The organism is Endozoicomonas sp. ALD040 (genome assembly GCF_049275945.1).
Classification (GTDB): Bacteria; Pseudomonadota; Gammaproteobacteria; order Pseudomonadales; family Endozoicomonadaceae; genus Endozoicomonas_A.
This window is the reverse complement of sequence record NZ_CP184829.1, coordinates 3,219,797-3,232,946: the sequence shown is the minus strand read 5'-3', so window position 1 is coordinate 3,232,946 and position 13,150 is coordinate 3,219,797. Positions and strand designations below refer to the sequence as shown.

Below are 13,150 nucleotides of genomic sequence, written 5' to 3'. Positions count from 1 at the left end.
CTTGTTTTTTTTGCCTTTACTTTCAACCGGCATAAATTGTCACCATACAATTTTATTTTTATTTTGCTTTTTTCATTTGATTGCAGTTTATAGGCTGCTTAAAATGGTTCAATCCTTTTATTGTCACCATGACAATCATGTAAATAGCTGAATCTATGATCGACTGGCAACCTGATCTGGATCGTTTTTCCGGTCCCAAATACAAAGCGCTGGCTGACGCTATAGAAGAAGCCATAAAGGAGGGCAAGCTAAACAATGGCGACCGGCTGCCCACACATCGCTCTCTATCTGAGCAACTGGGTGTCACCATCGGGACAATTACACGTGGCTACGCTGAAGCTGAACGACGGCGGCTTATCATCGCAAGAGTGGGAAGTGGTACATTTGTTCTTGGCAAGGTCTGGGAAAAAAGAGATTTCTCTATTCCAGAGCCCCGGGAATCCGACCTGATCGACCTTAGCCTCAGCTTGCCCGTCCCGGCCAACCGAGAGCAAACCCTGGCCAGGAGCCTAAGTTCAATAGCCGAAAAATGGCAACAATTGTCGCCTTTACTGGATTACCATCCGGAAACGGGCATCCCCCGGCACCGTGAGACCATAGTTCGCTGGATGGGCTATCACGGAATGAAAGCGGCGCCAGACAATATTCTGATAACATCCGGTGGCCAGAACGCTAACATGCTTACCCTCCAGGGTCTCATGAGGCCCGGAGATGTTATCGCGTCAGAATATCTGACCTACCGCGGATTTATTAATGCCGCCAGACACTGGCAGCTTCGCCATATGGGTTTGGCCATGGATCGGCACGGTCTGACGCCTGAGGCGCTGGAGCAATGTTGTGATCAATTCAAACTCCGTCTTCTCTACCTGACGCCAAACCTTCAGAACCCGACGGCCACTTTAATGCCACTGGCCAGGCGTCAGGAAATTCTGGACGTTGCTGCTGCGCACAACCTTGTGATTCTTGAAGACGATGTGCAGTTTATTCCACCTGAAAACCGCTTACCGTCTCTCTATAGCCTTGCGCCGGAACGAGTGGTGTACACTTCAAGTTTTTCCAAATTCCTGGCGGGAGGGCTGAGAGTCGGTTTTATTTGCAGCCCGAAAGACTTGAACCTCAAAATCAGAATTGCCATGCAAAACAATTATTGGAGCGCACCGCCACTGATGTCAGAAGTGGTAACGGAATGGATTGACTCCGGGGAAGCCCGGCAACTGACAGACTGGCAGCGGGAAGAAATCCTGCACCGGCAGGACATTCTGAAAGAAACTATCGGGCACCTTGATATTCAGTCACAGCCTTATAGTTTTTATGCCTGGCTGAGACTGCCAGAACCCTGGCGGGCAGAAACATTTGTCCAACAGCTGGAAAGTAAAAATGTTAAAGTGTTGCACTCTGAAGTTTTTGCGGTTGGCAGCTCGGCTGCGCCTCAGGCCGTGAGAATCTGTATCAGTAGTCCATCATCAAGAGATCAACTCAAAAGAGGACTGGAAACCATCAGCGAACTTCTGGCCTCTGACCCCAAACCTGTTTTCAGACCCATTGTCTTTTAAATGGTTTTTTAGATGAAACAACTGAATACTTTCTGGCTTAACAGTGGCCTGGCTTTGGCAGGCTGGCTGGTGTGCATGACAACCCGATCAACCTGGGCTGTTGCCGCAGCAGTCATCATTCTGATAGTACACTTCTCTACCTACGGCTCATGGAAAAAAGAGCGGGAGATTATGTTTATTACCCTGATTCTCGGTAGCGCCCTGGACAGTGTGATGAGCAATATAAGCGTTCTTCAATTTGCCGGTGAGAGTCGAATTCTTCCGCCATGGCTGGCTTGTATCTGGATAATGCTGGGACTGACCATCCGTCATAGTCTGAGCTGGTTAGGTAAAAGCAGACTGACAGGCAATCTGTTTCTTATTATTTTGAGTGCAGCACATTACTTCCTGTTGTTACAGTTTACCTATGTATCTTCCTGTCTGCCCACATGGCAGGCAGTGGCTATTCTTTCAATATCCGCAACAATAATTATTAATATTATTCTGACATTCTCTGATGTCTGGTGGGAAAAATATCGTCTCCAGAACCCGAAATAATCTCACCTGTTATTGAGTCTGAAAAATCACTGCTATCGAATTGCTGCCACAGAAACAGGCTCAAAAAGAGTCTGCTCTCAAATACGCTTACATAAAAGTATCACTTTAGTTACATAAACTATTGTAATATGCCGTCATTTCTGTGTAGCCTGACAACATTTCCGGGCGATGAGCTCTAGATGACATAGTGCGCGAAAATAAAAAAGGAAAGTATTTGATGACCGTCTCAGCCCCCCCTGTTAATGCCAGCAACTTTCTGACTCAAAAGGCAGCTGATATGAAGTCCTGGTTCGAGTCCGGGACCCAACCCATAGAAGGCCTGAATGTTCGTAAAATGCCGGCCCGTGCAGAGCCTCTTGAATACATAGCGAGCGCGGGAAAAACCAAAAACAAGGCTCGCTTCAAACTGATTGTCAGTAAGAACTTTAAGCTTTGGTCGATGGATCTTGAAATGAGTTTTTTCTGCCAGCCCTGGCTAAGCAATGACGGCATAGCCAACCCACCTGGTTTACTTTTCTCAGTCATTGATGACGAAGGTACGATTCACCCCATTGAATACCTGCCGACAGTGTTCGATTATGAAGAAGAGGATATGAATGCACCACAATGGTTCAGCTTCTGGATTCAAAAAATTCTGAAAAGACCTTCAATCAAAATTGTCTTTGCCTATAAACAACTGATTTTCTCTGAGCTTGATGACTAAAGCGCCCTTTCATTTACCATGATACGCCCAGAAACAATAATAAGAACCGGAGCCTGCTTTGAATAATTCATAACAAAAGGCTCCTTTCTTTTTATTTCCGGACGGGTGAAAAATATCTGCTATTACTTAATAAAAACAGGCAGAGCCTTCTTACTCCGAAAATACTGGATTAGTAACATACGTTTTTCTGCCATCTAACTTTTTGGAAGGAAAATAATGAATCGTTTACTCCTGCTTTTCTTCACTGCTTCACTATCACTCTTCTCATATTCAGAATTCAGTCACTACACTCATCGCTGGGTTGCCGTATTTAACTCAGGTATTGTTAAAAGCTGCGATGCAGAACTACTGATCGAAAAGCTGGACAAACTCTCTTCAGAGGTGACGATATCACTGGTACGCCCCTTCGGATCCTGCGGTATTGTTTTTCTTTCCGATTCATCGCTGGATATTGAAAGCCTGACTCAGCAGGACCCATCCATTCGATATATTGAACCAGATGGCCTTAACCAAATTCTGCCGGAAATGACACCCATTAATTAGCAACAAAACATAAGAGAACGATAATTAAAACAATTCCCTTCTAAAGAGTGATGACAGCACTAACAACCTGGTAGCCTGTTATCTGGCATTGATTCCCTGGACTCCGGCTCTCCCACTGCTTGCTTCTACTTCTATTAGTGCTAAAGTGCATGATTTTTCCATTTTATCCCTCTTGAGCATTTTAATGACCTCCCAGTACACCAACAACATCAAGCTGACTGAATACAGCCATGGTGCAGGATGCGGCTGCAAAATTTCGCCACAAATTCTCGATGGCATTCTAAAAACCAACCTTCAGCTGCCTGACTTCCCCGGACTGATTGTCGGTAACTCCAGCAAGGACGATGCCGCTGTTTTTGACCTCGGAAATGGTGAAGGCGTGATCAGCACCACTGACTTTTTCATGCCTATTGTTGATGATCCCTTCGATTTTGGACGAATCGCTGCCACCAATGCGATCAGTGATATCTACGCCATGGGAGGTAAGCCCATGATGGCTATTGCCATTCTGGGCTGGCCAGTGAATAGGCTGCCCCCTGAAATTGCCGCACAAGTTGTCGATGGCGGTCGTCGGGCTTGTGCTGATGCCGGTATTCCTTTGGCAGGTGGGCACAGCATTGATGCACCGGAGCCTATTTTCGGACTGGCGGTCACTGGCAAAGTACCGCTAGAGCAGCTCAAGCGCAATGACCAGGCCCGGGCAGGTAGCAAGCTTTACCTTACCAAGCCTCTTGGTATCGGTATTCTCACCACAGCCCAGAAGAAAAAGCTGCTCAGGGACGAACACAGCCACCTGGCTCGTGATGCCATGTGCACACTTAACAAAATTGGCTCAGAGCTGGCGCAATTACCGGGTATCAGTGCCATGACCGATGTCACAGGATTTGGTCTGCTGGGTCATCTGATTGAAGTCTGTGAAGGCAGCGAAGTAGCGGCCAATATCAGAATGAGCGCTCTACCACTACTCCCCCACGTCAGTGAATACCAACTACAAGGTTGCATTCCGGGCGGTACTGTACGCAATTTTGACAGTTATGGGCATAAAGCCGGGATCATCACAGAAGAGCAAAAACAACTCCTGTGTGATCCACAGACCAGTGGTGGCTTACTGGTCGCTGTGGACAGGGAAAGCGAAGAAGCGTTTCTGGCCATCACCCGGCAGCATGGTCTTTCACTGGAGTCTATTGGTGAGCTGGAAGAATATTCAGAGGGCCCTTTAGTGAGGGTTCAGATATAAGAGGATCGAGTAGGAGGCGGGGTTGCCCCCGCCGTCCTTTCACACCACCGGGCATACGGTTCCGTACCACGGCGGTTCCTGTAAACTCAGCTTTCGTTGTAATACGTCGCCTGCTGTCCAATAAACACCCAACCCAAGCTTCAGATACTGTCTTCCACTCTTTCGGATTTAAAGGCCTCTTTCGAGCATCTGTTCTAAACAGGCAGAGATCGCTTACTTCACATCATTTACAGGTTCAGCCCTTCAGTTTGCGGCAACAAACCTACTATGGAGTCTGCTGACTTCTGTTTTCCCATCCCAACACCTCACGATGCCGGTAGCCTGAGGCAGGAGAACAGATCTCCCGAGGTAATGCGCGTGACCTTCCCACTTATACCCGCCGCATCTACGTCCGCAGTTTCCATGCAAGTATTGGGCTTTGAAGATAATGGCCTTCTTACCCACTACGACCGCCTACTATGCGATTCCTGTTCGTCGGGTCAGTGTTTTGCCTTCAGCTTTCTTCAGATTCCACCTCACGATGGACACCCTTGCCGTTCGGCTAATCATTCCCCTTGCCGGGCTGATAGAGGACTTTCACCTCCAAGTCATCCAGCCGCCACCACGCGTACTGGAACAGCGCCGTTTGGCGCTACGCGCCATACTCGGCGCACCGCCAAAAAAAAGCCCGACAATGTCGGGCTTAAAAATCGGTTTAAATTGTACGGTTACCGTATTCGCTCGAAGGTTTTTTGGGCGGATCAGCAGTAACGTTTGATGGGACCTCTTCTATTTCACCACCGGACTTAAGAAAGGCCTCTACCTGAGCGTTAAGACTCTCTCTGAGTTTTTTCCGGGATTCAACTGTGCGTTGATCAGCGGGTTCGTCTCGACTCCCCAGATAACTGATATCAACCCCGTCAAAACCAGCAGCAGCTTTTTTCGGCGTTTTCCGTGCCATAGCTATTTCCTCTTGGATACTGGTCAATGGAGCAATCTGTGCTCCAACCCATATTTTAAGACTTTAGTTCCGATTTTTTTAGTTATAGTCCAGCGTTGGTAAAACGCCAGTCGGTTCGAGTCCTCCATTGATATACTGCTGTTAAAAAAGACCAATGAAATTATAATTACCTATATAGACGGCCTTGTAAAGTCGCAATCAAGCGACGTTTTCCGCCGCGCTTTTTGTGCTCTCCTAACCAGAGTCCCTGCCAGGTCCCGAGATTAAATCGGCCCCCGGTAACAGGTATCATCACACTGGCACCCCACAAGCTTGATTTTATATGGGCCGGCATATCATCAGCCCCCTCAAGAACATGGCGATAGTAGTCGGCACTATCCGGAATAGCTTGAAGGGAAAATGTTTCCATATCATGACGAACATCCGGATCTGTATTCTCATTCAGAGTAAGGGACGCGGATGTGTGCTGAATAAAGATATGAGCCAGACCCACCTGATAGAGTGAAAGCTCGGGAAGCTTTGACTCCAGCTCATCAGTGATAAGATGGAAGCCCCTGTCTTTTTCCGACAGTTGAATCAGTTTCTGAAACCAACTCATATCAAGTCTTCTCCTGTTTTGCCGAACTGCATTGGGCATTAAGCCCTTTTGGATAGCTTAACAGGCCTGTTTAATGATTCAGAGATTTTGGTTTGCTTTCATACTGCCTCTTTCTTTTCTGACAGCACTGTCTCACGCCAACGATTTGAATAACTTTGGCTGTGACTTTCTTGCTATGCAGGCTTTCTATATGGAAGAACTGGGAGTCAGTGGTGTCACTATTGTTCATCTGACACAAAAAATGGATAAGCCCGAAATAAAGGGCTTTACCAAACAGCTCGGGCCGAAAAAGTACCTGATAGCCTTGGCAGAAGGACTCGAACCCAGTGAAATAAGAGTCACCATGGCTCATGAACTGGTGCATGTCCGGCAGCTGGAAGAAGGCTCAATCGAAAACAGTGAGTTTAAAAAGCATTATCTGGACCGAAGCTTCGAAGATGAAGCCTTCCGGCTAAGCCTGCCATTAGCTGCCCAATTCTACACCAGCCATTCATGTAATGATGAAAATCAGGCAAAGCAACACTGAACGAAGGGGTAGTAGAGTATTTTCCAGCTCAGGGGCGTCGATAGTTGCGCCGTCTATTGATGACAACCTCTCCGAACTTATTGATCTACCCGCTGTTATAGTCTACTTTTTGGATATACAAAATATATATACAGGACTAAACATGGAAACCAGTGTATTTAGAAACAACCGTTCACAGGCGGTCAGAATCCCCAAAGAGCTTGAGCTGCCAGAAGGCACAAATCGTGTCAGGATCTCCAAACGTGGAGAATCTATACTGATCACTCCGATAAAAGGAGACTGGGACTCATTCTTTCAGATGGTTGATGAAAACGCTGTTGAGTTTGAGCGTCAGCCTCAACCCGACATGCAGGCCAGAGATCTGGGGGATTGGGGCGAATGAAATATATGCTGGATACCAACATGGTTATCTTCGCTATGCAAAAAGACGACCCCAGGCAAGTACGCCAAAAGATAACCAGCCACAATGGTGATATGTTCATTTCCTCAATCACCTATGATGAGCTGATGTTCGGTGTTTATAACTCAGACAGCGAAAAACGAAAGCAGACCAAAATCATTATACTAAACGAGTTTCTCATGAGGGTGTCCATTTTGCCCTTTGATGAAAAAGCCGCCGATCACTCAGCCAATATCCGGCAACACCTTTGCTCAAAAGGCCAGCAAGTCGGCGTATACGACAATCTCATTGCGGGTCATGCCCGAAGTCTTGGCATGACATGCATCACCAACAATACCCGTGAATTCGCCAGGGTACCCTCTCTGCTCGTGGAAGACTGGACCAATGTAAAAACACAAAAAACCAGCAGAAAAAGGTCATTGAGTTCAAACTGATCTACGAAAGAGCCTTGTGTAACTGCCAGAGTTCACCGCTGATTCAATTGCTAAAAGTTGAGTCTGTCAGTTGAACAGGGTCGAGAGATAATCCAGAGGCGCATAGAACTTTTTCCACTGAGTCCAGCCGGTCTCTGAAAAGCCTTCTTCCATTGGATAGCCATAAACGACGTAGTTTGAAAGACTGTTGATGAGAGCGAAGGTCAATGCAGGCACCAGAGTGACACCGGCTCTGATAAATGGGTTGTTTGAGGTTATCTTCGAACTGCCGAACATAAGCAGGACTCCAACTCCGCCCACAGCTGAGGATCCGAGTCCGACTCCGAATCCGGCTCCTAATCTGGCCAAGGCTCCGGCTGAGGTCGTGGCACTGGCTATGGCTCCAGCTACGGCCCCGGCTTCGGCTCCAGCGCCGGCTCCGGTTATAGCTCCGACTTCTGCTCCGGCTCCTGCTATGGCTCCGGCTCCGGCAAAAGTTCCTGCTAAAGCTGCGATTCCGACTCCGGCTAAGGCTAAGGCTCCAGCTTCAGCCTTTAACTGTTCCCCCGCATCAATTGTTAACAATGAAAAAATTCCCGAGAGGCTACCCGCAATTGCTGCGCTGACAGCGGAAGCAAGAGTCGCTTTTGCCGGACTGAAGCCTTTATAGATCATGGCTTCATAGGCGACAGCGCCTGCCATAATCCCATTGACCACAGACAATGTCGTGTACCCTCCAGCCGCATACCATTCAGTTGTAGTATTTCTCACGCTCATTTTTCTTAGAATTACCGCCGAAAAAGCGCTGGCTCCAGTTCTTAATAATGCTTCGGACGCAAGGTAGATCAGGACTGTAACAGGTATCTTCCCACTCGTTTTCGTTATAGCCGCATAAGCTGCCATTACAGCACCGGCAAAATATAGGGGTTTCCACCAGCGCTGCTCCAGGGGCCAGGGAGACACATGCCCAGCCAGCGCCACTTCGGTGCTGGTCATCAGGGGGGCCAGCTGCAAACAAAAATCCGTTTTCAACTTCTCCAGCTCCTTTGTATCCGATTCAGCCAGATCATATTTACTAGAAAGCCCCGAGACTATTCCCGCTGTTTTACACACACCCCACCAGATACCCAGGTTGAGCAGGGTAGACAGAGAGAATCCAGCAATGTTTACCGTTAACTCAAGCCCGTTTGCCACCAGTGCGGTGTCATTTAAAGGCTCAAGAAAATCAAAATCATTTTGTAAGGGGGGACTGGCCTGTGCTGTCGTATAAAGCAAACACAAAACTAATGGACACAGGTTGAATGGCTTTCTCATGGTGATTTACCAGATGCAGCTACTGAACCGGAAATATAGACCTTTATCAGAGCTATGGATGACAAAATTCTTAACTCCAACGTGCGCTGCAGATAAGGCAACTAACACATAATGAGGCTCTTTTACCGTGTTCTTCTCACCAAGGCTGATGGTTTAATTCCTGTCAACCTCAGGGGCACTTCAAGCGTCTGTCATCTAAACAGGGTCGAGAGATAATCCAGAGGCGCATAGAACTTTTTCCACTGAGTCCAGCCGGTCTCTGAAAAACCTTCTTCCAGTGGATAGCCATAAACGACGTAGTTTGAAAGACTATTAATAACAGCGAAGGTCAATGCAGGCACCAGGGTGACACCGGCTTTGATGAACGGGTTGTTTGAGGATATCTTCCAATTGCCGAACATTAGCAAGGCTGCGACTCCACTTAAGGTAAGGGTTCCGGCTCCGATTCCGCCTGAGATTCCATTACTAACTTCTGCTGAGGCTCCAGCTCCGAGTCCGGCTACGGCTCCGGCTCCGGCTCCGATTCCGGCCAGGGTTCCTGCACATGCTCCTCCACCGGCAACAGCTCTGACTACAGATTCGATTGTGGCTGTGGGTATAACTTCAGCTCCGAATCTGGCTAAGGCCAAGGCTAAGACTCCAGCCCCGAGTCCGGCTATGGCTCCAGCTTCGATTCCGGCTAAGGCTCCAGCTACGATTATGGTCAGGGCCTGCGTCTGTCCGTCCACATCAATTGATAGCATTGAAATAACTCCCGAGAGGGTACCCCCAATCGCTGAGCTGACAACAGAAGCAAGAGCCGCTTTTGCTGGACTGAAGCCTTTATGGATGATGACTTCATAGGCGACAGAGCCCGCCATAACCCCATTCATCGCAGAAAATATCATGTATTCCCAAGCGGCATACCTTTCAGCTTTAATATCCCTCACGTTCATTTTCCTTAGAATTAGCGTCGAAATAGCGCTGGTTCCAGTTCTTGATATCGCTTCGGACGCAAGGTAGGTCAAAACTGCGACAGGTATGTGCTTCCTCGTTTTCGTAACACTGGCGTAAGCTGCCATTCCTGCACCGGCAAAATACAGGGGTTTCCACCAGCGCTGCTCCAGGGGCCAGGGAGATACACGCCCGGCCAACGCCACTTCGGTGATGGTCACCAGGGGGGCCAGCTGCAAACAGAAATCCGTTTTCAACTTCTCCAGCTCCTTTGTATCCGATTCAGCCAGATCATATGTGCTTGAAAGCCCGGAGACTATTCCCACTGTTTTGCATACACCCCACCATATACCCACATTGAGCAGGGTAGACAAAGAGACTCCGGCAATGCTTGCCGTTAACTCAAGTCCGTTTGCCACCAGTGCGGTGTTATTTAAAGGCCCAAGAAAATCAAAATCATTTTTTAAGGGGAGACTGGCCTGTGCCGTCGTATAAAGCAAACACAAAAGCAAAGGAAACAGTTTGAATGACTTTCTCATGGTGACCTGCCAGATACAGTTACTGAACGGGAAATATAGACTCTTAACAGAGCTACGGATGACAAAATCCTTAACTACAACGTGCGGTGCAGATAAGGCAGCAAACACATATTGAGGCTCTGCTAATGAGGTCTCACCACAGCCTGATGGTCTACTTCCTGTTAACCTCAGGGGCGCTTCGAGTAAATGGATTTGAAGGTTGAATCTGTCAGTTAAACAGAGTCGAGAGATAATCCAGGGGCGCATAGAACTTTTTCCACTGAGTCCAGGCGGTCTCTGAAAAACCTTCTTCCAGTGGATAGCCATAAACGGCGAGGTTCGAAAGACTATTGATAACAGCGAAAGTCAACGCGGGCACCAGAGTGACACCGGCTTTGATAAACGGGTTGTTTGAGGTTATCTTCCAATTGCCGAACATAAGCAAAGCTGCGACTCCGCTAAAGGTAAAGGCTCCGGCTGTGACTCCGGCTCCGATTATGCCTCTGATTACTGCTGAAGCTGAAGCCCCACCTCCGATTCCGGCTATGGCACCCGCACATGCTCCTGCTCCGGCTATAACTGCGACTACAGCTTTGATTCCGGCTGCATCTCCGGCTATGGCTCCAGCTCCGGCTATAGCTGTGGCTCCAGCTCCGGCTATGGCTCCAGCTACAATTCCGGCTAAAGCCTGTGCCTGTGCGTCTACCTCAATGGTTAATACTGAAATAACTCCCGAGAGGGTACCTGCAATCGCTGAGCTGACAACAGAAGCAAGAGCCGCTTTTGCTGGCCCAAAGCCTTTATGGATGATGGCTTCATAGACGACAGCGCCTGTCATAATCCCATTGATCAAAGACAACAATGAGTATTCCCAGGAGGCATACGTTTCAGTTGTAATATTCCTCACATTCACTTTTCTTAGAATTAACGCCGAAATAGCGCTGCCTCCAGTTCCAGATACCGCTCCGGACGCGAGGTAGGTCAAGACTGCGACGGGTAAGTGCTCCCTGGTTTTCGAAGCAATAGTGGCGTAAGCTGCCATTCCTGCACCGGCAAAATACAGGGGTTTCCACCAGCGCTGCTCCATGGGCCAGGGAGACACATGCCCGGCCAGCGCCACCTCGGTGGTGGTCACCAGCGGGGCCAGCTGCAAACAGAAATCTGTTTTCAACTTCTCCAGCTCTTTTGTATCCGGTTCAGCCAGATCATATGTGCTTGAAAGCCCGGAGACTATTCCCACTGTTTTGCATACACCCCACCATATACCCACATTGAGCAGGGTAGACAAAGAGACTCCGGCAATGCTTGCAGTTAACTCAAGTCCGTTTGCCACCAGTGCGGTGTTATTTAAAGGCCCAAGAAAATCAAAATCATTTTTTAAGGGGAGACTGGCCTGTGCCGTCGTATAAAGCAAACAGAAAAGTAAAGGAAACAGTTTGAATGACTTTCTCATGGTGACCTGCCAGATACAGTTACTGAACGGGAAATATAGACTCTTAACAGAGCTAAGGATGACAAAATCCTTAACGTGCGGTGCAGATAAGGCAGCAAACACATATTGAGGCTCTGTTAATGAGGTCTCACCACAGCCTGATGGTCTACTTCCTGTTAACCTGAGGGGCGCTTCGAGTAAATGGATTTGAAGGTTGAATCTGTCAGTTAAAGAGAGTCGAGAGATAATCCAGAGGCGCATAGAACTTTTTCCACTGAGTCCAGGCGGTCTCTGAAAAACCTTCTTGCAGTGGATAGCCATAAACGGCGAGGTTCGAAAGACTATTGATAAAAGCGAAAGTCAACGCGGGCACCAGAGTGACACCGGCTTTAAAAAGTGGGTTGTTTGAGGTTATCCTGGAACTTTCCAACATAAGCAAGGCTGCGAATCCGGCAAAGGTAAAAGATCCAACTTCGGCTCCAACTAAGGCTACTAATCTCTCTCTGAACCCGGCAGGAGCTGCGGCTGGAACTGCGCCTGTGGCTGTGGCTGTCGCTGCGGCTGAAGCTGCAGCTGTGACTGTGAGTAAAGCTGCGGCCCCGGCTCCTAATCCTGCTCCTGCTCCGAGTCCGATTCCTGCTCCGGCTACAGCTCCGGCTAAAACTCCAATCCCGGCTTTGGCTAATGTCTCTCCGCCCACATCAATTGTTAACAATGAAATAATTCCCGAGAGGCTACCCGTAATCGCTGCGCCAACAACAGAAGCAAACATCGCTTTTGCTGGCCTGATACCTTTATGGATCATGGCTTCATAGACGACAGCGCCTGCCATAACCCCATTAATCAGAGACAATATTGCGTATTCCCCAGCCGCATACCATTCAGTCACCATATCCCTTACGCTCATTTTTCTTAGAACTAATGTCGAAATAGCGCTGGCTCCAGTTCTTGATGCCGCTTCGGATGCAAGGTAGATCAAGACTGCGACAGGTACGTGCTTCCTCGTTTTCGTACTACCGGCGTAAGCTGCCATTCCTGCACCGGCAAAATACAGGGGTTTCCACCAGCGCCGTTCCAGGGGCCAGGGAGACACATGCCCGGCCAGCGCCACTTCGGCGGTAGTCACCAGGGGGGCCAGCTGCAAACAGAAATCCGTTTTCAACTTCTCCAGCTCCTTTGTATCCGATTCAGCCAGATCATATGTGCTTGAAAGCCCCGAGACTATTCCCGCTGTTTTGCATACACCCCACCATATGCCCACATTGAGCAGGGTAGATAAAGAGACTCCGGCAATGCTTCCCGTTAACTCAAGCCCTTTTGCAACCAGTGCGGTGTCATTAAAAGGCTTAAGAAAATCAAAATCATTTTGTGAGTGGGGGCTGGCCTGTGCCGTCGCATAAAGCAAACATAAAAGCAATGGAAACAGGTTGAATGACTTTTTCATGGTAATTTTCCCAGTACAGCTAATGAACGGGAAATATAGACCCTAAACGGAGCTATGGA

The 13,150-nt window shown here is 48.4% G+C and carries 14 protein-coding genes; 8 read left to right on the top strand and 6 right to left on the bottom strand.

Features of this window, described 5'->3' with window-relative positions; all coding sequences use genetic code 11:
- Positions 1-155: 155 nt before the first annotated feature.
- The 5 genes from ACOJUN_RS11720 (at position 156) to selD (ending at position 4,573) form a co-directional block, all read left to right on the top strand.
- The gene (locus ACOJUN_RS11720; RefSeq protein ID WP_422136783.1) at positions 156-1,553 is read left to right on the top strand and encodes a PLP-dependent aminotransferase family protein; all 1,398 of its coding nucleotides are present in this window, start codon (positions 156-158) and stop codon (positions 1,551-1,553) included.
- Positions 1,554-1,565: 12 nt separating this feature from the next.
- Positions 1,566-2,090 (top strand): DUF2878 domain-containing protein, encoded by a 525-nt coding sequence (locus ACOJUN_RS11715; RefSeq protein WP_422136782.1) that lies wholly within the window; start codon positions 1,566-1,568, stop codon positions 2,088-2,090.
- Between the two features lie 217 nt (positions 2,091-2,307).
- Positions 2,308-2,793 (top strand): hypothetical protein, encoded by a 486-nt coding sequence (locus tag ACOJUN_RS11710; RefSeq protein ID WP_422136781.1) that lies wholly within the window; start codon positions 2,308-2,310, stop codon positions 2,791-2,793.
- Between the two features lie 216 nt (positions 2,794-3,009).
- Positions 3,010-3,336, top strand: a complete 327-nt coding sequence (locus ACOJUN_RS11705; protein WP_422136780.1) for a hypothetical protein — start codon at positions 3,010-3,012, stop codon at positions 3,334-3,336.
- A gap of 184 nt (positions 3,337-3,520) precedes the next feature.
- Positions 3,521-4,573: a selenide, water dikinase SelD gene (selD, locus tag ACOJUN_RS11700; RefSeq protein WP_422136779.1), complete on the top strand. Its 1,053-nt coding sequence runs from the start codon at positions 3,521-3,523 to the stop codon at positions 4,571-4,573.
- A gap of 694 nt (positions 4,574-5,267) precedes the next feature.
- Here the strand turns inward: selD and ACOJUN_RS11695 are convergent.
- The gene (locus ACOJUN_RS11695; RefSeq protein WP_422136778.1) at positions 5,268-5,513 is read right to left on the bottom strand and encodes a hypothetical protein; all 246 of its coding nucleotides are present in this window, start codon (positions 5,511-5,513) and stop codon (positions 5,268-5,270) included.
- Positions 5,514-5,679: 166 nt separating this feature from the next.
- Positions 5,680-6,111 carry a secondary thiamine-phosphate synthase enzyme YjbQ gene (locus tag ACOJUN_RS11690; protein WP_422136777.1) on the bottom strand — a complete coding sequence of 144 codons (432 nt, stop codon included), beginning with the start codon at positions 6,109-6,111 and terminating at the stop codon, positions 5,680-5,682.
- 73 nt (positions 6,112-6,184) lie between these two features.
- Here ACOJUN_RS11690 and ACOJUN_RS11685 point away from each other — a divergent pair, with 73 nt between their 5' ends.
- From ACOJUN_RS11685 to ACOJUN_RS11675, 3 genes are all read left to right on the top strand, one after another.
- Positions 6,185-6,637: a hypothetical protein gene (locus tag ACOJUN_RS11685; RefSeq protein ID WP_422136776.1), complete on the top strand. Its 453-nt coding sequence runs from the start codon at positions 6,185-6,187 to the stop codon at positions 6,635-6,637.
- A 142-nt stretch (positions 6,638-6,779) separates the two neighbouring features.
- Positions 6,780-7,019 carry a type II toxin-antitoxin system VapB family antitoxin gene (gene vapB, locus ACOJUN_RS11680; RefSeq protein WP_317143578.1) on the top strand — a complete coding sequence of 80 codons (240 nt, stop codon included), beginning with the start codon at positions 6,780-6,782 and terminating at the stop codon, positions 7,017-7,019.
- The gene (locus tag ACOJUN_RS11675) at positions 7,016-7,471 is read left to right on the top strand and encodes a PIN domain-containing protein (protein ID WP_422136775.1); all 456 of its coding nucleotides are present in this window, start codon (positions 7,016-7,018) and stop codon (positions 7,469-7,471) included. The genes vapB and ACOJUN_RS11675 overlap by 4 nt, the downstream gene beginning before the upstream one ends.
- A 66-nt stretch (positions 7,472-7,537) precedes the next feature.
- On the opposite strand, the gene ACOJUN_RS11670 is transcribed toward ACOJUN_RS11675, so the two are convergent.
- The 4 genes from ACOJUN_RS11670 to ACOJUN_RS11655 all read right to left on the bottom strand — a co-directional run bounded on the left by ACOJUN_RS11670 (position 7,538) and on the right by ACOJUN_RS11655 (position 13,091).
- Entirely contained in the window at positions 7,538-8,764 is a 1,227-nt protein-coding gene (locus tag ACOJUN_RS11670) for a hypothetical protein (protein WP_422136774.1), read from the bottom strand.
- A 191-nt stretch (positions 8,765-8,955) separates the two neighbouring features.
- Positions 8,956-10,236 (bottom strand): hypothetical protein, encoded by a 1,281-nt coding sequence (locus tag ACOJUN_RS11665; RefSeq protein WP_422136773.1) that lies wholly within the window; start codon positions 10,234-10,236, stop codon positions 8,956-8,958.
- Positions 10,237-10,444: 208 nt separating this feature from the next.
- Positions 10,445-11,668 carry a hypothetical protein gene (locus ACOJUN_RS11660; RefSeq protein ID WP_422136772.1) on the bottom strand — a complete coding sequence of 408 codons (1,224 nt, stop codon included), beginning with the start codon at positions 11,666-11,668 and terminating at the stop codon, positions 10,445-10,447.
- Between the two features lie 202 nt (positions 11,669-11,870).
- Positions 11,871-13,091: a hypothetical protein gene (locus ACOJUN_RS11655; RefSeq protein ID WP_422136771.1), complete on the bottom strand. Its 1,221-nt coding sequence runs from the start codon at positions 13,089-13,091 to the stop codon at positions 11,871-11,873.
- Positions 13,092-13,150 lie beyond the last annotated feature (59 nt).

What these genes read in the sequence shown, in the direction of transcription:
- ACOJUN_RS11720 (WP_422136783.1), top strand. Translation starts at nt 156, where the DNA reads ATGATCGACTGGCAACCTGATCTGGATCGTTTTTCCGGTCCCAAATAC.
- ACOJUN_RS11715 (WP_422136782.1), top strand. Translation starts at nt 1,566, where the DNA reads ATGAAACAACTGAATACTTTCTGGCTTAACAGTGGCCTGGCTTTGGCA.
- ACOJUN_RS11710 (WP_422136781.1), top strand. Translation starts at nt 2,308, where the DNA reads ATGACCGTCTCAGCCCCCCCTGTTAATGCCAGCAACTTTCTGACTCAA.
- ACOJUN_RS11705 (WP_422136780.1), top strand. Translation starts at nt 3,010, where the DNA reads ATGAATCGTTTACTCCTGCTTTTCTTCACTGCTTCACTATCACTCTTC.
- selD (WP_422136779.1), top strand. Translation starts at nt 3,521, where the DNA reads ATGACCTCCCAGTACACCAACAACATCAAGCTGACTGAATACAGCCAT.
- ACOJUN_RS11695 (WP_422136778.1), bottom strand. Translation starts at nt 5,513, where the DNA reads ATGGCACGGAAAACGCCGAAAAAAGCTGCTGCTGGTTTTGACGGGGTT.
- ACOJUN_RS11690 (WP_422136777.1), bottom strand. Translation starts at nt 6,111, where the DNA reads ATGAGTTGGTTTCAGAAACTGATTCAACTGTCGGAAAAAGACAGGGGC.
- ACOJUN_RS11685 (WP_422136776.1), top strand. Translation starts at nt 6,185, where the DNA reads ATGATTCAGAGATTTTGGTTTGCTTTCATACTGCCTCTTTCTTTTCTG.
- vapB (WP_317143578.1), top strand. Translation starts at nt 6,780, where the DNA reads ATGGAAACCAGTGTATTTAGAAACAACCGTTCACAGGCGGTCAGAATC.
- ACOJUN_RS11675 (WP_422136775.1), top strand. Translation starts at nt 7,016, where the DNA reads ATGAAATATATGCTGGATACCAACATGGTTATCTTCGCTATGCAAAAA.
- ACOJUN_RS11670 (WP_422136774.1), bottom strand. Translation starts at nt 8,764, where the DNA reads ATGAGAAAGCCATTCAACCTGTGTCCATTAGTTTTGTGTTTGCTTTAT.
- ACOJUN_RS11665 (WP_422136773.1), bottom strand. Translation starts at nt 10,236, where the DNA reads ATGAGAAAGTCATTCAAACTGTTTCCTTTGCTTTTGTGTTTGCTTTAT.
- ACOJUN_RS11660 (WP_422136772.1), bottom strand. Translation starts at nt 11,668, where the DNA reads ATGAGAAAGTCATTCAAACTGTTTCCTTTACTTTTCTGTTTGCTTTAT.
- ACOJUN_RS11655 (WP_422136771.1), bottom strand. Translation starts at nt 13,091, where the DNA reads ATGAAAAAGTCATTCAACCTGTTTCCATTGCTTTTATGTTTGCTTTAT.